Raw genomic sequence first — 22,760 nt, 5'->3', positions numbered from 1 at the left:
GTCGCGCTTGTTGCAATTGCGGGGGAACCGTTGAGCCTGCCTGTGTCCAAACTCCTGAAAACAGCTTGTTTCAGCTCGCCTTTTCTTGCCACGCTGCAACCGAGCCCACCCATACGGAGAAGAACACAATGCCCACACTTGCCAAGCGCCCTCCGGTGCATTGGCCTGCCGACGACTACAACGATGCAGGATTACGTAACGACCACGCCAAGGTCGCGGTAGGCGATGACGCCAACGATATCTTTTTTGCCGCCGTCGAAATGACGCGCATGCCGATGATCGTGTCCGATCCGAACCAGCCGGACAACCCCATCATCTTCGTCAACAACGCCTTCATCAACATGACTGGCTACAGCCGGGCCGACGTGATCGGCAAGAACTGCCGTTTCCTGCAAGGCCCGGAAACCGACCGTGCGGTGGTGGCGCAGGTGCGCGAAGCCGTGCTCGAACGGCGCGAGATCGCCACCGAGTTGCTGAACTATCGCAAGAACGGTTCCACCTTCTGGAATGCGCTCTTCATTTCACCCGTCTATGACCAGCATGGCGAACTGAAATACTTCTTCAGCTCGCAACTGGACATCAGCCGCCGCCGGGACGCCGAACAGGCCCTTGGCCAGGCGCGCAAGATGGAAGCACTGGGCCAGTTGACCGGCGGGATCGCGCACGACTTCAACAACCTGCTGCAGGTGATCAGCGGCTACCTGGACATCATCAACCTGGCCCTGCGTAGTCCGGTGCCGGATCTGGGCCGCGTGGCGCGCAGTACCGACAGTATCCGCAAGGCCTCCGGCAAGGCCGCCATGCTGACGCAGCAGTTGCTGGCCTTCGCCCGCAAGCAACGACTGGAGGGGCGCACCATCAACCTCAACTCGCTGACCGAGGGCTTTACCGATCTGGTGCAGCGTACCCTGGGAGGCGATATCCATGTACGCACCGCACTGGCGCCTGGCCTCTGGAATTGCCGTCTCGACCCGACCCAGATGGAGGTGGCGCTGCTGAACATCCTCATCAACGCCCGCGACGCCATGTCCGGCAAGGGAACATTGCGCATCCAGACCAGCAATGAAGACCTGAGCAGCGATGAACCTGCCTTGCAGCTGGGCTTGAAGCCGGGCCTCTATGTCTGCCTGGCCGTGGTCGACGACGGCCCCGGCATTCCGCCCGACATCCTGCCGCGCGTGATGGACCCCTTCTTCACCACCAAGGACGAAGGCAAGGGGACCGGGCTGGGCCTGTCCATGGTGTATGGCTTCGTCAAGCAATCGGGCGGTTCGGTACGGATTTCCTCGGGGCCGCAGGGTGGCACGACGGTAGCGATCTACTTCCCGGCCACGCAGGACCAGGTCGGCGGCAGCTTCGAGTATGACAACCGCACCCAGAGCCAGGGTGGTCACGAGCACATCCTGGTGGTTGACGATAGAATCGAGGTCGCCGAACTGGCCCAGGACATGCTGGAAAGCCTGGGCTATCGGGTGCGCATGGTCAATTCCGCCAACGAAGCGCTGCAGTTGATCCGTGCCGGCGAGCCGGTCGATCTGCTCTTCACCGACCTGATCATGCCCGGCCACATGAATGGCGTGGTACTGGCGCGGGAGGCGCGGCGCATGTTACCTTCGCTCAAAATTTTATTGACTACCGGTTACGCCAGCGAATCGATAGAACGGCATGGAGCCGACGGAGAATTCCCCGTCCTCGACAAACCGTATCGTCATGATGAGCTGGCCCGCAAGATCCGCATTGTCCTCGACGGCGCCACTGGCGTGAGCTGAAAACAATAACAACAAGCCGTCCGCCTCTGCCCGCTCTGCCCGAACAAAGGGAGTCGTCCATGCAATTGGATCATCTGTTGGCCAGGGCACAGTCCCTGGCCTACCGCATTTCCGCCGATTTCAACGGCCAACCGCTGCCGCCGGACCGCCGCGCCATCGCTGCCATCGGCTGCCTGACGGTGGCACAACAACATCACTGCGGCATCATCCTGCTGCTGCGCGATGACATGCCGGTGCACGCCTCGGCCTTCGCACTCATCGGTCATCAGATCGAGACCGCCTTCAATGCCCTGTGGCTGTGGTATTGCGCCAGCGATGAGGAACTCGGGCGCTTCCTCGCCGACGGCAGCGGCAAGACCATGCGCCAGCTGGTGGCGCAGGTCGATGGCGTGCTGGCCGGCAGCGACGGGCCGGAGGCAGCGCTCCTGCGCGATCACTGGGCGCGCCTGAGTGACTTCGTCTTTTCCGGCGAGCGTCGCATCCGCCACTGGCTCAACGCCAATGAGGTCGATGCCATGTATGCCGAGGAGGCCGTCATCGAACTGCTGGAACTGTCCAATTCCATCGCCGAACTGGGCCTGGCCAGTTTCCGCACCATCCACGACAAGCATTTCACCGCACCGCGCAGTGGCGAGGCAGCACCGGTCAGGCTGGATCTGGCCAAGTAAGCCGTGCCGCCGCCTGCGCCGCACTCATCCCGGGTGACCAGGGCAGGCAGCCCAGCAGCGGTGCCTGCAGGCGCTGCGCCAGGCTCTCGATCATGGCCTCGGCCTGATCTTCCTGCGCATCGATCAGGTTGGCGACCCAGCCGACCAGCGGCAAGCCCCGCGCCAGCACCGTCTGGCACGTGAGCAGTGCATGATTGATGCAGCCCAGGCGAATTCCTACCACCAGCACCACCGGCAGCCCCAGCCTGGCCACCAGATCATCGCTGTTGTGGCGCTCATCCAGCGGCACCATGAAGCCGCCGGCCCCTTCCACGATCAGCACATCGCAGGCCTGCATCAGCTGCGCATGACATTGCGCCAAATGGTCGAGATCGATGCGTCGTCCTTCTTCGGCTGCGGCGATATGGGGGGCCGTGGCGCGCCGGAATAGATAGGGGTTCACCAGCGCTGCCGGCAGTGTCACGTTGGCGGCCGCCTGCAAGGCCAGCACATCCTCGTTGCACCACTGCCCAGCCTGCAGGAAGGCACCCGAGGCCACCGGCTTCATGCCGCCAACGCGCGCGCCCCGCGCCGCATGCAGATGGATCAGTGCCGATGCCACCAAGGTCTTGCCCACGCCGGTGTCGGTACCGGTGACGAAATAGCTGCGTCCCATCATGCTCCCCGCATCTCGGCAAAGGTGGCATCGAAGGCGGCATGCAGGCGTTCGCCCAGCCACTGCGCCTGGTCGGCATCGAGGATATAGGGCGGCATCACATAGACGCTGGACCCGATCGGCCGCACCAGCAGTTCGCGCTGTGCCGCCTGTGCCGCCAGCCGGCGCGAAAATCGATGGCTGGCCGCCTGAGCCGCATCAAGGCCATCGACACCGTCAAGCACGGCATCACAGGCCCAGATCAGGCCGCGCTGGCGCACGTGGCGCACCCGGTGGTCCTGTGCCAGCGGGGCCAGACCTGCCGCCAGCACCGGGGCGAAGTCGCGGTTGCGCTGCAGGACCTGTTCATCCTCGAAGATCGCCAGGGTCTCCAGCGCGGCACGGCAGGCCAGGGGATTGCCGGTATAGGAGTGCGAATGCAGGAAGCCGCGACGCACATCGTCATCATAGAAGGCCTGATAGATCGCCTCGCTGGACATCACCAGCGACAGCGGCAGGTAGCCACCGCTGATGCCCTTGGACAGGCACAGCAGATCCGGCCAGATACCGGCCTGCTCGCAGGCGAAGAAGCTGCCGGTACGGCCGCAGCCGACCGCGATTTCATCGGCGATCAGGTGCGCGCCATAGGTGTCGCACAGGCCACGCAGGCCGCGCACATAGGCCGGGTCATGCATGGCCATGCCCGCCGCGCATTGCACCAGCGGTTCCACGATGACGGCAGCGATGCGTCCCTCGCCCTGTTGCAGCAGTCTTTCCACATCGGCCAGCGCCTGCCGGGCGACATCGGCCGCGCTTTCGCCATCGCGGGCCTGGCGCGCATCGGGCGAGCGGGCCACGTGGGCCGGCCGCAGCAAGGCTTCGTAGGAGGCGCGGAACAATGGGGTATCCGTCACGCCCAGCGCCCCCACGGTCTCGCCGTGATAGCCGCCGGCGATGCAGATGAACTCGTTCTTGCCGGTCTGCCCCGCGTTGCGCCACGCATGCACGCTCATCTTCAGCGCGATCTCCACCGCCGAGGCGCCGTCGGAGGCGTAGAAGCAATGCCCCAGTGCCTGCCCGGTCAGCGCACCCAGACGTTCGGACAAGCGCACCACCGGCTCATGCGTGAAGCCGGCCAGCATCGCATGTTCCAGCCGGCCCAACTGATCGACCAGGGCAGCATTGATGCGTGGATTGGCATGGCCGAACAGGTTGACCCACCACGAACTGATCGCGTCCAGATAGCGTCGGCCCCCGGTATCGACCAGCCACGCACCCTGGGCGCGGTCGATGGCGATGGGGGGCGTGCTTTCGTGACGGCGCATCTGCGTGCAGGGATGCCAGACGCTGCGCAGGCTGCGGGCGGCCAGGGAGTCATGCGGTGTCATGCGTGGGTTCCTTCGTCCGCCAGCGATCGCAGGGCGGCGATCAGGTGGTCGACCTGTTCGGGCGTATGCACGGCCGACAGGCTGATGCGCAGGCGGGCGCTGCCCTTGGGCACGGTCGGTGGGCAGATCGCCGGCACCCAGATGCCGCGATCGCGCAGCGCGGCCGCCAGTGCGCGGGCCGCCGCGTTGTCGCCGACGATCAGGGGCTGGATCGCGGTGGAAGAGGGCAGCAGCGCCCACGGCAAGCCGGCCAGCCCCTGCCGCAATTGCGCAGCCAGTTCGCGCAGACGTTCGCGCCGCCAGTCGTCCCGGGCCATCAGGGCCAGGCTGGCCGAGGTGGCCACCGCCAGGGCCGGCGGATGGGCGGTAGTGAACATGTAGGTACGTGCGCGCTGCGTGATCCATGCAATCAGTGACGCCTCGCCCGCGACAAAGGCGCCCGCCACGCCGGCCGCCTTGCCCAGCGTCCCCATGCAAAGCACATGGGGCGAACGCACCGCGGCCTGTGCCAGGCTGCCGCTGCCGTGCTGGCCCAGCACACCCAGGCCGTGGGCATCATCTACCAGCAGCCAGGCATCGTGCTGCGCGCACACGGCGGCCAGTTCGGCCAGCGGCGCCAGGTCGCCGTCCATGCTGAAGACTGCATCGGTCACCACCAGCCTGCGCCCGGTGGGACAGCGCGCCAGCACCTGCGCCAGCCGCGCCACATCGTTGTGGGGAAACACCTTCAGGCTGGCCCCGGACAAACGGGCGCCATCGATCAGCGAGGCGTGCGCCAGCCTGTCCACCACCACCGTATCGCCGGTCCCCACCAGCGCGCCGATCACACCCAGATTGGCCATGTAGCCACTGGAAAAGGACAGCGCCGCCGGCAGTCCGACGAAGCGTGCCAGTTCCTCCTCCAGCTTCTCGTGGGCCGCACTGTGGCCACTGATGAGCGCTGACGCGCCAGCCCCCATGCCGTATTGCTGCAAGCCCGCGATACCGGCCGCCACGATCTCGGGATGCCTGGCCAGCCCCAGGTAGTCATTGCTGCAGAAGGACAGCAGCTGCCGTCCTTCCACCATCAGCAGCGGCCCTTGCGGACCATCCACCACGCGCCGCGTGCGCAGCAGGCTCTGGCTGGCCAGTTGGGCCAGCTCATCGGAAAAATCATGCATGAAAGGTCTTTCAGAACACCAGCGGCAGGTGATCCAGCGCGCTGTAGGCGGCATGCTGCTGCCGCCGGGGTGGGGTGGCCGACAGTGCCAGGGTGGGCAGGCGTTGCATCAGCGCGGTGAAGGCGATTTCCGCCTCCAGCAGGGTCAGCGCCGCACCCAGGCAGACATGCGGCCCCTGGCCGAAGGACAGGTGCATGCCTTCATCGCGCCGGATGTCGAAGTGCTGCGGCCCGGTGAAGCGGCGTCCATCATGATTGGCCTGCCCGATATGCAGGATCACCAGTTCACCCTGTCGCAGCGTCCGGCCCGCCACCTGCAGATCGGTCAGCACACGGCGCCCGGTGTATTGCACCGGGCTGTCGTAGCGCAGCATCTCGCGCAAGGCCGTGCGCAGCAGGGTGGGATCTGCCTTGAGCGCCGTCCATTGCGCAGGATGCTGCAGCAGTGCCAGCAAGCCATTGCCCAGCAGATTGCGGGTGGTCTCGTAGCCGGCAAAGAGCAGGGTGCAGCACTGCGCCAGCATTTCGTTGCGGTTGATCCGTTGTTCCCGCTGCGCCTGCAGCAGGCGCGCGACCAGGCTGTCGGGCGGCAGGGTGTCGGCATCGTTCACGACTTCGCCAAAGAAGTCGCACAGGGCTGCCATCGCCGCCTGGGCCGCCAGGGTCTGGCCCGCATCCGGCGTGGGGCTGCCGATGAAGGCGGCCAGATCAGCAGCCCAGTCGATGAAGGCCGCTGGCACACGGTCCGGCAATCCCATCAGGCCGGCGATGGCCAGCGCCGGCAGTGGCCGGGCGAAACGGCTGACGAAATCGAAACCCTGCGGCGCCAGCGGATCGGCCACGATGGCATCGATCAACTGACCGGCAATGCGCGTGATGGCAGGCCGTTGAGACTCCAGGTCGGTCGGCTTGAAACCCGGGTTGAGCACGCCACGCAGACGTCGATGGGCGCGGCCGTCGAGCAACAGCACCGAGCGCGAAAAGAGTCGCTTGAAACGGTGTTGTGCTTGCAGTTCGGCCGGCGCCGGGTCCAGTGCATCCAGTCCAGCCAGGCCACTGTTGATCCAGCGCGCCCCGCGTCGCACCGACAGGCGCGGATCGCGCAAGCCCGCCGCCACTGTCTCGTAATCGCTGATGAGCCAGGCGCCACCGCAATGCGCGGCGCTCCATTGCACGCTCATCAGGCCGTCGCCGGGGCGGCCTGCAGGCCCAGCCGCGACAACAGGTCGAGGTCGGATGAAACGGGTGCATTGGCCGTGGTCAGCAACCTGGCCCCGAGGAAGATGGAATTGGCGCCGGCCGCAAAGCACAGCGCCTGGGTGGCCTCGCTCATGCTCTCGCGTCCGGCTGACAGACGGATCACCGCGTGCGGCAAGGCAATACGCGCCACCGCCACGGTCCGTACGAATTCGAATTCATCCAGCGGCGGTACGTCCTCCAGGGGCGTGCCGGCAATCGGTACCAGATGGTTGATCGGCACCGATTGCGGTGGCACCGGCAGGCGTGCCAGCTGTGCGATCAGGCCGGCGCGCTGGGCGCGGGTTTCGCCCATGCCGATGATGCCGCCGCAGCAGACTTGCAGGCCCGCCTGCTGCACTCGCTGCAGGGTATCGAGCCGGTCCTGGTAGCTGCGGGTGGAGATGACCTGCCCGTAGAAATCGGGAGCAGTATCCAGATTGTGGTTGTAGTAGTCCAGACCGGCCTCCTTCAGGGCCTCGGCCTGCGCCTGCTCCAGCATGCCCAGGGTCATGCAGGTTTCCAGGCCGAGGGCGCGCACCTCGCTGACCATGCTGGTCAGTGCCGCCATGTCGCGCTCCTTGGGATTGCGCCAGGCCGCGCCCATGCAGAAGCGGGTGGCACCCTGCTCGCGGGCGGCGCGGGCCGCCTGCACCACCTCGTCTACCGCCATCAGCTTGCCGGCCGGCACGCTCGCCTCCTTGTGATGCGCCGACTGCGAGCAATAACCGCAATCCTCGGCGCAGCCACCGGTCTTGATCGACAGCAGGCTGGACAGCTGCACCTGGTTGGCCGGGTGGTGCTGGCGATGCACGCTCTGCGCCTGGAACAGCAGATCCAGGAAGGGCAGTTCGAACAAGCGTTCAACCGCCGGGTTGGACGCCGGGACGCTGGCCTGCGGCGGCAGGAAGTGCAGGGGAGCGCTGGCCGGGACGGTCGCGGAGGAAGGGCATTGGCTCATCGATAAAATCCGGTTCGTGAGTAAAAAGGCTTAGAATTTCGTTCCGGCGGATTCTATCTTCGTCCAATTTCGTTTAACAATTTCTTTTTTAATAGATTATCTATACTTTGGCTGTATGAAAAACGACCCAGGCAGTACCGTCTCTCGCATCGCCGAGGTTTTGCGCACGCGCATCATTCGCGGCGAAATCGCAGGCGGGGCGGCCCTCCGGCAGGATCACGTGGCGCAGGAATTCCAGTCCAGCCACGTGCCGGTGCGCGAGGCCTTTCGTCAGTTGGAAGCAGAAGGATTGCTGCTCACATTGCCCCGTCGCGGGGTACGGGTAAGCATGGTGGACCGCGCAGCGGTGAAGGAAAATGCGGAGATGCGTGGTGCCCTGGAGATCCTGGCGCTACGCCATGGCGTACGCAAATTCACCAGTGAACACATCGCCCGGCTGGAGCAGGCGCAGGACGACTGTGCGCGGGCGGCCTCGCTGGTGGAGTGGGATGCCGCCAACAACCTGTTCCACGACATTCTCTCCAGCGAATGCGGCATGCCGCGCCTGCTGGCGGTGTTGAAGCAGCTGCAGCTGACCAATTCGCGCTACCTGTTCTCGACCGGCTTCAAGCGTGGCTGGCAGCCGCGTTCGGATCACGACCACATGCTCATCATCGACGCCCTCAAAGGCAAGAAGACCGATCGCGCCGTGCAATTGCTGAGCATGCATATCGGCACGATGGAACGGGTCGGCTTCGTGGCGGCCTAGTCGACTCGGGTCAGCCGGGGCAGCCAGGTGCGCTAGCCCGGCAAGCCGGACAGGCTGAACTGCGACGGCGGCACGCCCACATGACGCGTGAAGGCCACGCTGAAGGTGGAGGCCGAGCTATAGCCCACCTGCTGCGCCACCTCCGCCATGCCGGCGTCGGCCCGCAGCAGCAGGCGCTTGGCCAGTGCCATGCGCCAGGCCAGCAGGTATTCCATCGGCGCCAGTCCCACCTCGCGCCGAAAGCGTTCGAAGAAGGACGAGCGCGACAAGGCCGCCTGCCGTGCCAGCATGACCACGTTCCAGTTCTCGGCCGGCCGCGCATGCAGGGCACGGATCGCCTGCGCCAGGCGGGCATCGGCCAGACCGCGCAGCAGGCCCGGCGTAGGCGCCGCACCGGCCTCGGTGGTCGAACGCAAGGCCTCGATCAGCAGCACTTCCAGCAGGCGTGCCAGCACCATCTCCCGCGCCGGCCGGGCGGCGCGGAATTCCTCCCCCACCAGCTGGGCCAGCGTGCTCAGGCGCGCATGGGCGCGCACCACCACCAGATCGGGTAGCAGCGACAGCAGCAGCGGCGTATCGGGCGAGTCGAAGACGCAATGACCCACCACCAGTTGTACTTCCGGCGCCAGGTCCAGGGGGCCGAGGTGATAGCGGCCATCGGGCAGGCGGGGTGGCGGGTTGTCTTCGTCCAGCAAGGCGGTGTCGCTGTCCTGCAGGCTGGACAGCGTAAAACCCTCCAGCGCCGGCGCCAGCACGAAATCGCCCGCTTCCAGGACGATATCCTTGCCATCGTCGCGCAAGATGCGGCAACTTCCCTCGATAACGGTGCAGTAGAACGCCAGGTCGGAACGCGAACGGCGCACCCGCCAGCCGCCTGCCGCTTGTACGTACTTGGTATAGCGGGCCGCCGGTTGCAGCAGGGTGACGACCTCGGCCAAGGGATCGATGGAATCGGACATCTCTGGACGATGGCAAATGAATGATGGACTCTGGATTGTAGCAAGTCCGGTGCGCTGCGCCTATTCTTCGTCCTGTCGTTCCCATCCATTCAAAGGAGTCCATCATGAAAACCATCCTCATCACCGGCTGTTCTTCCGGCTTCGGCCTGGAAATCGCACGTTACTTCCTCGACCGCGACTGGAACGTGGTCGCCACCATGCGCAGTCCGCGCCAGGACCTGCTGCCGGCCTCGTCCAGGTTGCGCATCCTGCCGCTGGACGTTACCGATGAGGCCAGCATCCGCGCCGTGGTCGCGCAGGCCGGCCCGGTCGACGTGCTGGTCAACAATGCCGGCATCGGCGCCCTGGCCGCCGTGGAAGCCCAGTCACCGGCGCAGGTGCGCGAGATCTTCGAGACCAATACTCTGGGCAGCATCGCCATGTGCCAGGCCTTCATCCCGCAGATGCGCGAGCGCGCCCAGGGGGGGGTGATCAACGTCACGTCCTCGGTGACCTTGCGATCCTTGCCCTTGCTGGCGGTCTATACGGCCAGCAAGGCCGCCGTCAATGCCTTTACCGAATCGATGGCGCTCGAACTGGCCAGTGTGGGCGTACAGGCGCGCCTGGTCCTGCCCGGCCGCGCCCCGTCCACCCGGTTTGCGGAAAATGCCCGGCCGCGCTTGGAGGGCGCCATCCCCGACGCCTATGGCGCGCTGGCGGCCCAGGTGTTTGCCAACTTCCAGGACAACACCCAGGTCACCCATGCCAGCGACGTGGCCGAGGCGGTGTGGCAGGCAGCCACCGATCCGGGCGCTCCGATGCGTATTCCGGCCGGGGAAGATGCCCGGGAATGGGCGGCGACAGCGGTGTGAATGATGTCCGGGTGTCCTGAAACGGGATTCCAGACATCGGCGGACGCATGGAGCGAGTCGAGGAAATGAAGCGGCACAGGCTGGCCTGGAACGTAGCTCTGACGAGCGGATGAAGTGAAAGTCGGGGTAGGGTGGTGATGTATGGATTTGTGTTCCCATTAAATCCATACTAATATCGGCGTGGTCACGTTGGCCTGCCTCTTTCCCTCTTACCCTTCTTCACGTTGGTTCGCTTCATGAAAAAATCCGCACGTCCGCAGGACTGGGTCGGCAGCTTTGCCGCCAATGGCGGCCCACGCTATCTGCAGATCGTGGGCTTCATGGAACAGGCCATTTCCGACGACCGCTTAAAGCCCGGCGACCGTCTGCCCCCGCAGCGCCAATTGGCAGATCGTCTGGACGTGGACCTCACGACCGTCACCCGCGCCTATACCGAGGCGCGGCGACGCCACCTGCTCGAAGCGCGGGGCGCGGCCGGCAGCTTCGTGGCCGCTCCCAAGGTGGACCTGAGCCAGGTGCTGGACCTGTCGATGAACATTCCGCCTCCGCCTGCCGGCATCGACCTGGACGATCTGCTGCGCCAGGGTGTCTCGCAGGTCCTGATCCATAGCGACGCCGACCTGCTCATGACCTATCACCTGGGTGGCGGCAGCAGTGCCGACCGCGCTGCCGGCGCGATGTGGTTGCAGGAGCCTTTGGGCCACATCGACGAAAGCCGGGTGCTGGTCTGCCCCGGGGCGCAATCGGCGCTGGCCGCCTTGCTGTTGTCGCAGACCCACCCGGGTGAGGTGATACTGGCCGAACCGCTGGCCTATCCGGGACTGCTGACAGCAGCGGCCCAACTGGGACGCCGGGTGGTGGCGGTGGGTGTGGATGGCGAGGGCATGCGGCCGGACCTGCTGGTGACGCTTGCACGCAAGCACCAGGCGCGGGTGGTCTATCTCAACCCGACCCTGCAGAACCCCACCACCCATACCATGCCGGCCACGCGCCGGGCCGAGATCGCGGCCGTGGCGACCCGGCTGGACCTGCGCATCATTGAGGACGATCCCTACTGGCGCTTCGCCGCCCAGCCGCCCCGGCCGCTGGCCTACTATGCGCCACGGCATGTGTTCCATGTCTCGACCTTGTCCAAATGCCTGTTGCCGGGGCTGCGCACGGCCTATGTGGTGATGCCCGAGGGCCAGGAGCAGGAAGAGGTGCTGGGGGCGCTGCGTTCCTTCGTGCTGATGTCGACCCCGCTGATGACTGCGCTCTCGACGCAGTGGGTGCACGATGGCACGGCCACCTCCTTGCTCGAAGGGATCCGCAACGAAGCCTGGGCCCGTCAGGAGCTGGCCCTGCGTACGCTGGGAGATCCCGGGCTGGCCGGGTCGGGCGGGATTCATCTGTGGCAGGCGCTGCCGCCCCATTGGAGTGGCCAGGAGTTCGTCATCAGGGCCGGCCAGGCCGGCCTGAACGTGGTCTCGCACAGCAGTTTCGAGGTGGAGCCGGCGCCGTCGGGCCCGGGCTTCGGAGGCGGCGGTGCGGCGCATATCCGCATCTCGCTGGGACGCTCGCGCAGCCGCTTCGAACTGGTCAATGCCTTGCGCCGCCTGAGCGAGCTGACCCGCCGCCGCAGTATGCGGGAAGTGGTGGTGTAGCGAGGGGAGTGAGTCGCTAGTGCGGCGCTAGTGCGGCGCTAATGTGGCAAGGCCGAGGCCCCCGGGGACATCCCCGTATGGCGACGCGCTGCCGCCAGGATCTCGAAAGCGGCCTCATCTTCGGAGTGGGCCGCCAGCGGCAAGGAGCCGCGGCTGATCTCGGTGCGATCCTTCAGGATCGCGTAGGAGCCTTTCCAGCGGCCTTCGCTGTCGTCGGCCTGATAGACCAGCAGATAACCGTCGAACTCGATTTTCTTCATCGTCATTCTCACCAGGGCAATGAGGTGTCCGAGCTGCCTGAGGTATCTGACTCCGCCGTCAGGGCGGGCGGTCAGCTCAACAGCAGCAGTTTGCCGAAGTATGCCGCGCAGATTGGCGGCTGGATGTCGTCCGCCTGCGCAATCGTTTGTAGGACAAGAGCTATGGCATCATGCGCGCTGAATTGTCGCCTTGTTTGCTAGCTTCGCTACCTCCGCCACCTTCCTTCGCCACCATGGAAATCCGCCAGCTCCGCTATTTCGCCAGCATCGTCGAACACGGCAGTATCGGCAAAGCCGCCCTGGAGCTGGGCATGGTCACATCGGCCCTGTGCCAGCAGATCACCCGCCTGGAGACCGAGCTGGCCACCCGTCTGCTGCAGCGCACCTCCACCGGCGTGGTGCCGACCGCAGCGGGCATCGCCTTTCTGAAGCAGGCCCAGCTGGCACTGCGCCACATCGACGATGCCGCCCTGGCGGCGCGACAGGCGCGCCTGTCCGGGCATGTCAGCGTGGGCATGGCCTCCAGTACGGCGGGGGTGATGGGGCTGGCCTTCATGCAGGCCATGCACGAACGCTATCCGGAGGTGCGTCTGCGTATGGTGGAAAGCCTGTCCGGTCACCTTGGCGCCATGCTGGGCGCGCGCCAGATCGACCTGGCCATCCTGTTCCAGGAAGAACCGGCGCAACGCTGGAGCGTACTGCCCCTGCTGGATGAGCGGCTGTTCGTGATCGGCGCCCCCGCGCTGGCCAGCATGCCCGTTGCGCGCCAGGCGCGCCTGGGCAAGCTGGGGGATCTGCCCCTGATCCTGCCGACCCGCAAGCATGGGCTGCGTTCGCTGTTGGATTCGGCCTTCCGCCATGCGGGCTACACACCCAATATCGTCCTTGAGGTGGATGGCCTGCCGATGTTGATGGACGCCGTGCGCGCCGGCATGGGGGCCACTATCCAGCCTGGTGCGGTCCTGGCCCGGGCCGAGAATGCCGACCTGGCCAGCGTGCCGGTGGCCGATGGCGACGCTTCCCGCCCCAACCTGATCGTCAGCGTCTCCGATGACGAACTGTCTCCTGCCGGGCTGGCCGCCAGGGTGCTGCTGGCCGAGGTGGCGCGTACCCAGGTGGGGCAGGGCCGCTGGCCCGGTGCTACCCTGCGCGGCACCGGTCTTCACGAAAACTGAACACCCCTTGCCGGCGCGCCGATAGCGGCGCACCGGCAGGCTGCCTATAGTCGCCTCCCTGGACATATCACAAGGAGGGGACGGCGATGTTGGACGTTCTGGTTATTGGCGGTGGCAACGCTGCCCTGTGCGCGGCCCTGATGGCACGCGAGGCCGGCGCCTCGGTCATGCTGCTGGAATCGGCGCCCCGCGCCTGGCGCGGGGGCAACTCACAACACACTCGCAACCTGCGCTGCATGCACGACGCACCGCAGGACGTGCTGGTGGAGGCCTATCCGGAAGAGGAATACTGGCAGGATCTGCTGAAGGTCACCGGCGGCCTCACCGACGAACACCTGGCGCGCCTGACCATCCGCGCCTCGGCCACCTGCCGGCCCTGGATGCGCAAGCATGGGGTACATTTCCAGCCGCCGCTGTCGGGCGCGCTGCACGTGGCGCGTACCAATGCCTTCTTCATGGGCGGCGGCAAGGCGCTGGTCAATGCCTACTACCGCAGTGCCGAGGCACTGGGCGTGGACATCCGCTACGAGACCCCGGTGGACGCCATCGAACTGGATGGCACGCGCTTCGTCGCTGCCCGCAGTGGCCGCCAGCGTTTCACCGCCCGCACCTGCGTGCTGGCCGCTGGCGGCTTCGAATCCAATCGCGAATGGTTGCGCCAGGCCTGGGGCCAGAACGAGCGCGGCGAATGGCCGGCCGACAATTTCCTGATCCGCGGCACCCGCTTCAACCGTGGCGAGCTTTTGCGCCACATGATCGAGGCTGGCGCCGACAGCATCGGCGATCCCACCCAGGCCCACATGGTGGCCATCGATGCCCGCGCACCGCTCTATGACGGCGGCATCTGCACCCGTATCGACTGCGTCTCGCTGGGCGTGGTGGTCAATCGCGACGGCCGGCGCTTCTACGACGAGGGCGAGGATTTCTGGCCCAAGCGCTACGCCATCTGGGGCCGCCTGGTGGCGCAACAGCCGGGCCAGGTCGCCTATTCCATCATCGACAGTCAGGCCATGGGACACTTCATGCCACCGGTGTTCCCCGGCGAGAAAGCCGAGACCCTGGCCGACCTGGCACGCCAGCTGGGGCTGCCGCCGGCACAGTTCGAACAGACCGTGCGCGACTACAACGCCGCCTGCCGCCAGGGAAGGTTCGACCACACCGTGCTGGACGACTGCCATACCGACGGCCTGCAGCCCCCCAAGACCCACTGGGCGCGGCCGCTGGAGCGGGCGCCGTTCTACGGCTATGCACTGCGACCTGGCGTGACATTCACCTACCTCGGTTTGAAAGTGAACGACAAAGCCCAGGTGCATTTTGCCGGCAGGCCCAGCGACAACCTCTTCGTGGCAGGCGAAATGATGGCCGGCAACGTGCTCGGCAAGGGCTACACGGCCGGTGTGGGCATGTCCATCGGCACCGCCTTCGGGCGTATCGCCGGAGTGCAGGCCGCCCAGTTCGCCACCCGATCTTCCGGAGTTTCCCATGCAGCAGCTTGAAGCCCTGACCGATGCCGCGCGCCGCGACGCGCAGGCCTGTTCTGCCAGCGTTGCCCCGGGCGGGGCCCGCATCATTCCCATCCTCCCCGTCAAGGCGGCACCGGCCATGAACGCCGACGAGGCCGAAGTGGCCCGGCAGATGCAGATCTGCAATGCCTGCCGCTATTGCGAAGGGTTCTGCGCGGTGTTCCCGGCCATGACACGCCGTCTGGAGTTTGCCAAGGCCGATGTCCATTACCTGGCCAACCTGTGCCACAACTGTGGCGCCTGCTATCACGCCTGCCAGTACGCGCCGCCCCATGAATTCGCGGTCAACGTTCCCAAGGCCATGGCGCGGGTACGACTGGACACCTATTCAAGCTATGCCTGGCCGGCCGCCGCCGGCGCACTGTACCGGCGCAATGGCCTGACCCTGGCCCTGGCGCTGGCGGGCAGCCTGGCCCTGTTCCTGTTGCTGGCCCTGGCGGTCAACGGCACGCTGGCCAGCAGCCCGGCAGGCGGCAATTTCTATGCGGTATTCCCGCATGGACAGCTGGCGCGCATGTTCGGCGCGGTGTTCGCCCTGGCGGTGCTGGCGCTGGGCATGGGTGTCAGGCGCTTCTGGCGTGATATCACGGACGGCACGGCCGGTGCCCCGGGCAGTGCAGCGGCGGCCGAGGCCACCCGCGACGTGCTGGCCCTGCGTTATCTGGATGGCGGCCACGCAGAGGGCTGCAACGAGTCCGATGACGGCTACACGCTCATACGCCGACGCTTCCATCACTTCACCTTCTACGGTTTCATGCTGTGCCTGGCGGCCACCTCGGTGGCGACCCTGTACCACTACCTACTGGGGCTGGAGGCGCCATACCCCGTGCTGAGCCTGCCGGTACTGCTGGGCACGGCGGGCGGCATCGGCCTGCTGGTCGGCCCCGCCGGTCTGCTGTGGTTGAACCTGCGGCGGCATCCGGAGCAGGGCGACCGTCGCCAGCGGCCCATGGATCGCGGCTTCATCGTCCTGCTGCTGCTGGTCAGTGCCACCGGTCTGGCGCTGCTGGCCTGGCGTGACAGCGCTGCCATGGCGGCCCTGCTGGCCCTGCACCTGGGCTGCGTGATGGCCCTGTTCCTGACCCTGCCTTACGGCAAGTTCGCCCACGGTATCTATCGCAGTGCCGCATTGCTCAAGTCCGCCATCGAGAAGCGGCAGCCCCTGCGGCACGACCCCGGATCGGCCTGATCCCGGGCCGGCCAGCGCGCCGGCCCACCCGGTTTTTCATGAACACAACAGCAAGGAGACTTTCAGCATGAGCACCCAACCCGAGACGCGCGGTTCGCGCGCAGGCGCCGTCCTGCGCGTGACCAGCGGCAATTTCCTGGAACAGTTCGATTTCTTCCTGTTCGGCTTCTACGCGACCCACATTTCCAAGGTCTTCTTCCCCACCAGCAGCGATTTCGCTTCGCTGATGCTGACCTTCGCCGTGTTCGGTGCCGGTTTCCTGATGCGGCCACTGGGTGCCATCGTGCTGGGCGCCTATATCGACGGAGTGGGCCGCCGCAAAGGTCTGATCGTGACCCTTTCCATCATGGCCAGCGGCACCATCCTGATCGCCTGCGTGCCTGGGTACGCCAGTATCGGCCTGCTGGCGCCGCTGCTGGTCCTGATCGGACGTCTGCTGCAGGGTTTCTCGGCCGGGGCCGAACTGGGCGGGGTATCGGTCTACCTGGCCGAGATGGCCACGCCCGGCCGCAAGGGCTTCTACACTGCCTGGCAGTCGGCCAGCCAGCAGATCGCCATCGTCATGGCCGCGCTCATGGGCTATGCCCTCAATCTCTGGCTGGATGCAACGCAGATCGCTGCCTGGGGCTGGCGCATTCCCTTCTTCGTGGGCTGCCTGATCGTGCCGTTCATCTTCCTGCTGCGTCGTTCCCTGCAGGAGACCGAAGCCTTCAAGGCACGCGCCCATCGTCCTGCCTTGGGCGAGGTCTATCGCACCATGCTGGCGAACTGGAAGACCGTGATCGCCGGCATGCTGCTGGTGGCCATGACGACCACCACTTTCTACCTGATCACCGTCTACACGCCGACCTTCGGCAAGTCGGTACTCAAGCTCTCGACCCAGGCCAGCCTGGTGGTGACCTTGCTGGTGGGGCTGTCGAATTTCTTCTGGCTGCCCATCGGCGGCATGGTGTCCGACCGTATCGGGCGGCGCCCGGTGCTGCTGAGCATTACCGTGCTGGCGATTCTGACCGCCTATCCCGCACTATCGTGGCTGGCCGCCGCACCCAGTGTGGAACGCATGCTGCTGGTGCTGCTGTGGCTGTCGTTCTTCTTCGGCATGTACAACGGCGCCATGGTGGCGGCACTGACCGAGATCATGCCGGAGCAGATCCGCGTGGCCGGCTTCTCGCTGGCCTTCAGCCTGGCCACCGCCGTATTCGGCGGCTTCACCCCGGCCATCTCCACCTGGTTGATCGAACTCACCGGCGACAAGGCTGCGCCCGGCTACTGGCTGACCTTCGCTGCTGTCTGCGGCCTGTCGGCTACGCTGATTCTCTATCGTGGGCAGGCCGTTGCGGTGCGGGCAGCCGCCTCGCGGGCAGGCTGAGCGCCGCCCGGCATCTGCCGTTTCCGGGCATTCAATGCATTTAATGCGTTCAGTGCACCGTAGCCGGCACCAGCAAACCATTGAGCGCATCGCCGACGATCAGTGAGGGCAGGGAGCGATGGTCGTTGGCGAGGATGACGCTGTCCTTCTCGACATCGCCCGGCAGCACCAGCTGCGCGATGTAGCGGCAGTCGCCGCTGCAGGTGTAGCGCAGCACGGTCTGGCCGCGCACCGCCTCCAGGATGGTCTGCCCGTGTTCCACGCCGTAATAGCGCACGCTCACCAGTTGCTGTGAGGCGTCGGCATCGGGGTCGCGATAGAAGTACGTGCCGCGTTCGACCCGCGTGTAATGCGGCCACGGCATGCTGCCGGCTGGTGCCAGGCCGTCGATCTGGCGCGCATCCAGCCCCAGCCGCAAAGCTTGGGGGAGTGGCACCGGTACGGCGGCTTTGCCCTGGTCGCTGATATCGGCCTGGCCTGCGGCGGCGGACAGTTCGGCCTGACGCCGACGGTACCAGTCCAGCAGGCAGGCGCGGTCACTGCAGTGCTGCTCGCGCCAGCGCCATTGCGCATCACTGGCGGCGCGAAAGGCGCGCTTGTCGGGGGCCATGTCGCGGGCCTGGCGGAAGGCCCGGCCCAGGGCGTCATCCATGGCCGATAACTGGGCATCGCCACAGATGGTCTTTTCGTTGCGGGAAGCGGCCTTGCCGCAATCGAAGCTGGCGGCCAAGCTGCCGGAGGCGACCAGGAGCGCCAGCAGGGCCGGCAGTGCTGGCAAAGCGAGATGGGAAAGCTTGTTCATGGCGAGACTGTCCGTATTGCGAGCGAATGACGGGCGCCAGCTTCGCATTGCGCGCCCCGACGCAAAACGCGGAGAAGACAGGGAAAATTTCCAAAATCTTTGCAACTGAAAAAGCGTGTTGGGTTTGTCTTCACATTCATCGTGCTGCCTGCCTGCGCAGGCCATGTCACATGGCAGTAGAATCGCGGTCTTCATGCCATTTGCGCGATCCGCGCAAGGCACATAACCAGCACACAACCAGCACGCAGCAGACCGGTGACAGGCACAGAGGACAACACCCCGCAATCGCAATTGCGCCCAGGCGAACGTGCCGGCTTCATCCTGAGCCGACACTGGCGCGACACGCCGGCGGGCGTCGAGATCGAGCTGTGGCTGGCCACTGACAATGGCCCGCAATGCCTGCGCCTGCCGCCGCAGGAAGCGGTGGCCTTCGTGCCGCAGGCGGAGGCCGAACGGGTAGACGCCCTGATCGCCGGCGAGCGCGGCATGCAGTTGCGTCCGCTGGAACGACTCAAGGACTATGGCCAGCGGCCGGTGATGGGCCTGTATGGTCGCCATTACCGCAAGCTGCTGAAGATCGAAAAGGCGCTGATCGCTGCCGGCATCCCCGTCTATGAAGCCGATATCCGGCCGCCCGAGCGCTACCTCATGGAGCGTTTCATCAACGCGCCGCTGGCCTTCCAGGGCGTCGACGATGGCCAGGGGGGGCTGATCGAGGGCCGCATCCGCGCCTTGCCGGGCTACCGCCCGCCGCTGAAGCTGGCTTCGCTGGATATCGAGACCAGTTGGCAGGGCGAGCTCTACAGCATCGCCATCGAAGGCTGTGGCCAGCGCAGCGTCTATGTGCTGGAGCCGGACAGCGGAGCTGCCCGGCAGTCAGGCGAGGCGGTCGCCAAGGCGGCCGAGGCCGGTTTTGCGCTGCAGTTCTGCGACAGCCGTGTCGGGCTGATCGAAGCCCTCAACGACTGGATGGCGCGCCATGATCCGGATGCCCTGATCGGCTGGAACCTGATCCAGTTCGACCTCAACGTGTTGCAGAAACAGGCCGACAAATATCGGGTTCCGCTGCGCCTGGGGCGGGCCGGACGGGCCCTGGAGTGGCGCGAACACGGCCTGCGTGCCAACCACCTGCTGGTATCGGCCCCGGGGCGGCTGGTGATCGACGGCATCGAAAGCCTGCGTTCGGCATTCTGGAATTTTCCGTCCTTCAGTCTGGAAAACGTAGCGCAGACCCTGCTGGGAGAGGGCAAGGCAATTGCCACCCCCTACCAGCGCATGGACGAGATCGACCGCATGTTCGCCGATGACAAGCTGGCCCTGGCCACTTACAACCTCAAGGATTGCGAGCTGGTCACGCGCATCTTCGTGCACACCGAGATCCTGTCCTTCCTGCTGGAGCGAGCCAGCGTCACCGGCCTGCAGGCCGACCGCAGCGGCGGTTCGGTGGCGGCGTTCACCCATCTCTACCTGCCGCACATGCACCGCAAGGGCTATGTAGCGCCCAACCTGGGCGATGCCGAGCCGCTGGCCAGTCCCGGCGGCTTCGTCATGGATTCGCGCTCGGGGCTGTATGACTCGGTGATCGTGCTGGACTACAAGAGCCTGTATCCGAGCATCATCCGTAGCTTCCTGATCGACCCGGTGGGGCTGGTCGACGGCACCCTCAACGAGCCGGAAGAGCAGACCGTGCCCGGTTTCAACGGTGGGCGCTTCTCGCGTCGCAGCCACAGCCTGCCGGCCATCATCGAGCAGCTGTGGCAAGCCCGGGAAGCGGCCAAGGCACAGGGCAACAAGCCCTTGCAGCAGGCGCTGAAGATCATCATGAACTCCTTCTACGGGGTGCTGGGTTCGACGGTGTGCCGCTTCTTCGATTCGCGGCTGGCATCGTCCATCACCCGGCGCGGGCATGAAATCATGCATCGCACGCGTGAACTGATCGAGGAAGAGGGCTTCGAGGTCATCTATGGTGATACCGATTCGACCTTCGTCTGGCTGCGTCGCACCCACGACGACGAACAGGCGCGCCGGATCGGCCTGCGCCTGACCGGCCGCATCAATGACTGGTGGCGTCAGCACCTGGCCGATGAGTACGGGCTCGAGAGCGCGCTGGAACTGCAGTACGAGGTGCATTACCAGCGTTTTCTGATGCCCAACGTGCGGGGCGCCGATACCGGCAGCAAGAAGCGCTATGCCGGCTATGTCCGCAGCGCCGACGGCCAGGACAAGGTGACCTACAAGGGGCTGGAAACGGTACGCACTGACTGGTCGCCGCTGGCGCAGCGCTTCCAGCAGGAGCTGTATCTGCGCATCTTCCGGGGCGAACCCTATCGCGACTACATCGTCGGCTATGTCGCCGACCTGTTCGCCGGCCGGCTGGACGAGCTGCTGGTCTACCGCAAGCGCCTGCGGCGCCAGCTGGACCATTACGAAAAGAACGTGCCGCCACACGTGCGGGCGGCGCGCATGGCCGACCAGGTCAACCAGCAGGACGGGCGGCCCCTGCAATACCAGCAAGGCGGCTGGATCAACTACGTCATGACCACGGCCGGCCCGGAACCGCTGGAAAAGCGCAGTGCCGCCATCGATCATGGGCACTACCTGGAGCGCCAGCTGGCCCCGGTGGCCGATGCCATCCTGGTCTTCGTGGGCGACAGCTTTGCGGCCGTGACCTCACCCCAGCAGGAATTGTTCTGAAGCGCCGCAGAATGAAAAAAGGCCGGATTCGATGAATCCGGCCCTGCTTGCCTGCGCTAGCACTGGTCAGTGCAGGCGCGAATCCGACTCACGTCCCGAGCGCGGGTCGTACTGGACGCGCAGCGGCACCGGCTGCTGGCGCGGCTTTTGGTACAGCTTGTGGCGCAGGAACAGACCGAAGGCCAGCACGCCCGCGACCACATAGAACGCATAGAAAGCCGCGAGATAGCTACCGTAGTGAAGCAGGGTGTCGATGATGGCCATAGGTCCTCCTTGGGGAGTCATTCAGTGTCGATGGCCTCATCGTATGCCGGGACGTCGGTGCCGGATATCAGGGTTTTTCTGATGTGTGTCGCTGCAACGGCAACTGTACCCACAACCTGCCGACGCTCCATCAGCGCCCCGGACCCGGCTGCGCCATGGCGGCGGCAGGCGGCACTTGCAGATGTTGCAACAGCTTGGACACCATCAGGATCACGGTCAGGCTGACGATGCAGAAGAACACCGCCAGCGGCGTGAGGCTATCGATGGACACGAATCCGGCCAGCCCCATCATCCCCGAGGACACCAGCAGCAGCGCAAAGCCGAGGATGGCACTGGTCAGCCCGGCGATATGCGGGAAGATCGAATTGCCCTTGGCCATCAGCGTGGGATACATGGCCCCGGCGCAGAAGCCCATCACCAGCACCGGCGTGATCAGCGTCCACACCTGCAGGCCCACGGTCAGGGCCAGCACCAGCATGACGAAGGCGGCACCGGCCATGACCCGCGCGCCGATGCGCAGGCGCGCTTCGGCACTGGGCAGGCGGCGATGCTGGATGCGATTGGAAATGCCGCCCAGGAAATACATCATGCCGATGGCCAGCGCCATGTAGCCGAAGAAGGTCGGTGGCTGATGCAGGGTGTTCTGCACCATGAAGGGGCCGACGATGTTGAACACCAGCAGGATGCTATAGCACAGGCCCTGGGCCAGGAAGCAGCTCTGGAACACCGGGCTGGCCAGCACCATGCGGGCATTCCTGAACAAGGTCCTGGGGTGCAGGTGCACTGGCTGGGCCAGCGTCTCCCGGTAACGCCACAGGATGGCCCACATGGCGAAGGAGTAGATCAGCAGGAACACCAGGCAGGAGCGCCAGCCGAAGGCTTCCTGCAGGTGTGCGCCGATCACCGGGGCGACGATGGGCGCCAGGCCCCAGGCAATGGCCATGTAGGTGTAGGCATGCACCAGCGCCTGGCCGGCAAAGGAGTCGGTGATGATGGCCTTGGCCAGCAGGTTGGTGGCGGCGATGCCGAAGCCCTGCAGGATGCGGGCAGCGACGAAGGTTTCCAGGTTGGGCGCCACCAGGGTCAGCACGCAGCCCAGCGTGAACAGGCCCAGCCCCAGGGCCAGGATGCGTTTGCGGCCGAAGGCGTCGGCCAGCGGTCCGAACACCAGCTGTCCGAAGGCATAGGCGATCAGGTAGCCGGTCACGCTGGTCTGGATGGCCTGGGCCGAGGTGGCGTAGTCGATCGCCATCTCCGGCAGCGCCGGCACGTACAGATCGATGGCCAGCTGGCCGGCCGAGGCAAAGGCGCAGATCAGGAACAGCAGGAAGCGCGGGTGGTTCGGAGACGGCTTGGCAGAAGAGCTCATGAAGGGGGATGCTGCGTAGACAAAGACCGCTATTGTGAACCTTGATGCAGTTTTCTGCTGGCAGCGGCTCAGCTCGGCCGGACGGTCTGCATAAAGTTT

At 65.7% G+C, this 22,760-nt stretch carries 20 protein-coding genes; 10 read left to right on the top strand and 10 right to left on the bottom strand.

Translation table 11 applies throughout. The features are described from left to right. Positions 1–128: 128 nt before the first annotated feature. Both HWE04_RS10515 and HWE04_RS10510 read left to right on the top strand, forming a co-directional pair. Positions 129–1,769 (top strand): histidine kinase famiy protein, encoded by a 1,641-nt coding sequence (locus HWE04_RS10515; RefSeq protein WP_077238005.1) that lies wholly within the window; start codon positions 129–131, stop codon positions 1,767–1,769. A 59-nt stretch (positions 1,770–1,828) separates the two neighbouring features. Continuing rightward, complete coding sequence (locus tag HWE04_RS10510) at positions 1,829–2,437, top strand: DUF6988 family protein (protein WP_241812361.1); 609 nt, start codon at positions 1,829–1,831, stop codon at positions 2,435–2,437. Here HWE04_RS10510 and bioD read toward each other — a convergent pair. The 5 genes from bioD to bioB are packed head-to-tail and all read right to left on the bottom strand — an operon-like array spanning position 2,415 to position 7,815. Continuing rightward, positions 2,415–3,095: a dethiobiotin synthase gene (gene bioD / locus HWE04_RS10505; protein WP_241812360.1), complete on the bottom strand. Its 681-nt coding sequence runs from the start codon at positions 3,093–3,095 to the stop codon at positions 2,415–2,417. The two genes, HWE04_RS10510 and bioD, sit on opposite strands and share 23 nt — an antisense overlap. Further along, positions 3,092–4,459, bottom strand: a complete 1,368-nt coding sequence (bioA, locus tag HWE04_RS10500; protein ID WP_241812359.1) for an adenosylmethionine--8-amino-7-oxononanoate transaminase — start codon at positions 4,457–4,459, stop codon at positions 3,092–3,094. Before bioA ends, bioD begins: the two co-directional genes overlap by 4 nt. Then, the gene (gene bioF / locus HWE04_RS10495) at positions 4,456–5,619 is read right to left on the bottom strand and encodes an 8-amino-7-oxononanoate synthase (RefSeq protein WP_241812358.1); all 1,164 of its coding nucleotides are present in this window, start codon (positions 5,617–5,619) and stop codon (positions 4,456–4,458) included. The genes bioA and bioF overlap by 4 nt, the downstream gene beginning before the upstream one ends. Before the next feature lie 10 nt (positions 5,620–5,629). Next, a complete protein-coding gene (locus tag HWE04_RS10490; RefSeq protein ID WP_241812357.1) occupies positions 5,630–6,799 on the bottom strand; it encodes a cytochrome P450 in 1,170 nt (389 codons plus the stop codon). Further along, positions 6,799–7,815, bottom strand: a complete 1,017-nt coding sequence (gene bioB, locus HWE04_RS10485; protein ID WP_241812356.1) for a biotin synthase BioB — start codon at positions 7,813–7,815, stop codon at positions 6,799–6,801. The genes HWE04_RS10490 and bioB overlap by 1 nt, the downstream gene beginning before the upstream one ends. A 115-nt stretch (positions 7,816–7,930) precedes the next feature. Between bioB and HWE04_RS10480 the strand changes: the two genes are divergently transcribed. After that, complete coding sequence (locus HWE04_RS10480; protein WP_077237998.1) at positions 7,931–8,563, top strand: GntR family transcriptional regulator; 633 nt, start codon at positions 7,931–7,933, stop codon at positions 8,561–8,563. Between the two features lie 32 nt (positions 8,564–8,595). Here the strand turns inward: HWE04_RS10480 and HWE04_RS10475 are convergent, their stop codons facing one another. Further along, positions 8,596–9,522 carry an AraC family transcriptional regulator gene (locus HWE04_RS10475; RefSeq protein ID WP_241812355.1) on the bottom strand — a complete coding sequence of 309 codons (927 nt, stop codon included), beginning with the start codon at positions 9,520–9,522 and terminating at the stop codon, positions 8,596–8,598. A gap of 104 nt (positions 9,523–9,626) precedes the next feature. Between HWE04_RS10475 and HWE04_RS10470 the strand changes: the two genes are divergently transcribed. Together HWE04_RS10470 and HWE04_RS10465 are read left to right on the top strand one after the other, a co-directional pair. Then, positions 9,627–10,373: an SDR family oxidoreductase gene (locus HWE04_RS10470; RefSeq protein ID WP_241812354.1), complete on the top strand. Its 747-nt coding sequence runs from the start codon at positions 9,627–9,629 to the stop codon at positions 10,371–10,373. Between the two features lie 236 nt (positions 10,374–10,609). Further along, complete coding sequence (locus tag HWE04_RS10465; protein WP_241812353.1) at positions 10,610–12,016, top strand: aminotransferase-like domain-containing protein; 1,407 nt, start codon at positions 10,610–10,612, stop codon at positions 12,014–12,016. Positions 12,017–12,054: 38 nt separating this feature from the next. Here HWE04_RS10465 and HWE04_RS10460 read toward each other — a convergent pair whose 3' ends face one another. Continuing rightward, positions 12,055–12,282 carry a hypothetical protein gene (locus HWE04_RS10460; RefSeq protein WP_241812352.1) on the bottom strand — a complete coding sequence of 76 codons (228 nt, stop codon included), beginning with the start codon at positions 12,280–12,282 and terminating at the stop codon, positions 12,055–12,057. Between the two features lie 227 nt (positions 12,283–12,509). On the opposite strand from HWE04_RS10460, the gene HWE04_RS10455 reads away from it, so the two are divergent. From HWE04_RS10455 to tcuC, 4 genes are all read left to right on the top strand, one after another. After that, positions 12,510–13,451, top strand: a complete 942-nt coding sequence (locus tag HWE04_RS10455) for a LysR family transcriptional regulator (RefSeq protein ID WP_241812422.1) — start codon at positions 12,510–12,512, stop codon at positions 13,449–13,451. Positions 13,452–13,537: 86 nt separating this feature from the next. Further along, positions 13,538–14,947, top strand: a complete 1,410-nt coding sequence (gene tcuA, locus HWE04_RS10450) for an FAD-dependent tricarballylate dehydrogenase TcuA (RefSeq protein WP_241812351.1) — start codon at positions 13,538–13,540, stop codon at positions 14,945–14,947. Continuing rightward, positions 14,934–16,163: a tricarballylate utilization 4Fe-4S protein TcuB gene (gene tcuB / locus HWE04_RS10445; RefSeq protein WP_274620097.1), complete on the top strand. Its 1,230-nt coding sequence runs from the start codon at positions 14,934–14,936 to the stop codon at positions 16,161–16,163. Before tcuA ends, tcuB begins: the two co-directional genes overlap by 14 nt. A gap of 67 nt (positions 16,164–16,230) precedes the next feature. Continuing rightward, complete coding sequence (gene tcuC / locus HWE04_RS10440; RefSeq protein WP_241812350.1) at positions 16,231–17,532, top strand: MFS transporter; 1,302 nt, start codon at positions 16,231–16,233, stop codon at positions 17,530–17,532. A 49-nt stretch (positions 17,533–17,581) separates the two neighbouring features. Here the strand turns inward: tcuC and HWE04_RS10435 are convergent, their stop codons facing one another. Continuing rightward, positions 17,582–18,334 carry a lysozyme inhibitor LprI family protein gene (locus HWE04_RS10435; RefSeq protein WP_241812349.1) on the bottom strand — a complete coding sequence of 251 codons (753 nt, stop codon included), beginning with the start codon at positions 18,332–18,334 and terminating at the stop codon, positions 17,582–17,584. 255 nt (positions 18,335–18,589) lie between these two features. On the opposite strand from HWE04_RS10435, the gene HWE04_RS10430 reads away from it, so the two are divergent. Continuing rightward, positions 18,590–21,028, top strand: coding sequence for a DNA polymerase II (locus HWE04_RS10430; RefSeq protein ID WP_241812348.1), 2,439 nt, complete (start codon positions 18,590–18,592; stop codon positions 21,026–21,028). A gap of 66 nt (positions 21,029–21,094) precedes the next feature. On the opposite strand, the gene HWE04_RS10425 is transcribed toward HWE04_RS10430, so the two are convergent. After that, the gene (locus tag HWE04_RS10425) at positions 21,095–21,292 is read right to left on the bottom strand and encodes a hypothetical protein (RefSeq protein WP_241812347.1); all 198 of its coding nucleotides are present in this window, start codon (positions 21,290–21,292) and stop codon (positions 21,095–21,097) included. 130 nt (positions 21,293–21,422) lie between these two features. Next, positions 21,423–22,661 carry a multidrug effflux MFS transporter gene (locus HWE04_RS10420; RefSeq protein ID WP_241812346.1) on the bottom strand — a complete coding sequence of 413 codons (1,239 nt, stop codon included), beginning with the start codon at positions 22,659–22,661 and terminating at the stop codon, positions 21,423–21,425. Between the last annotated feature and the right edge of the window lie 99 nt (positions 22,662–22,760).

It is taken from the genome of Herbaspirillum sp. C7C2, assembly GCF_022627865.1.
GTDB classification, from domain to species: domain Bacteria; phylum Pseudomonadota; class Gammaproteobacteria; order Burkholderiales; family Burkholderiaceae_D; genus Herbaspirillum; species Herbaspirillum frisingense.
This window is presented reverse-complemented; position numbering and strand designations above follow the sequence as displayed.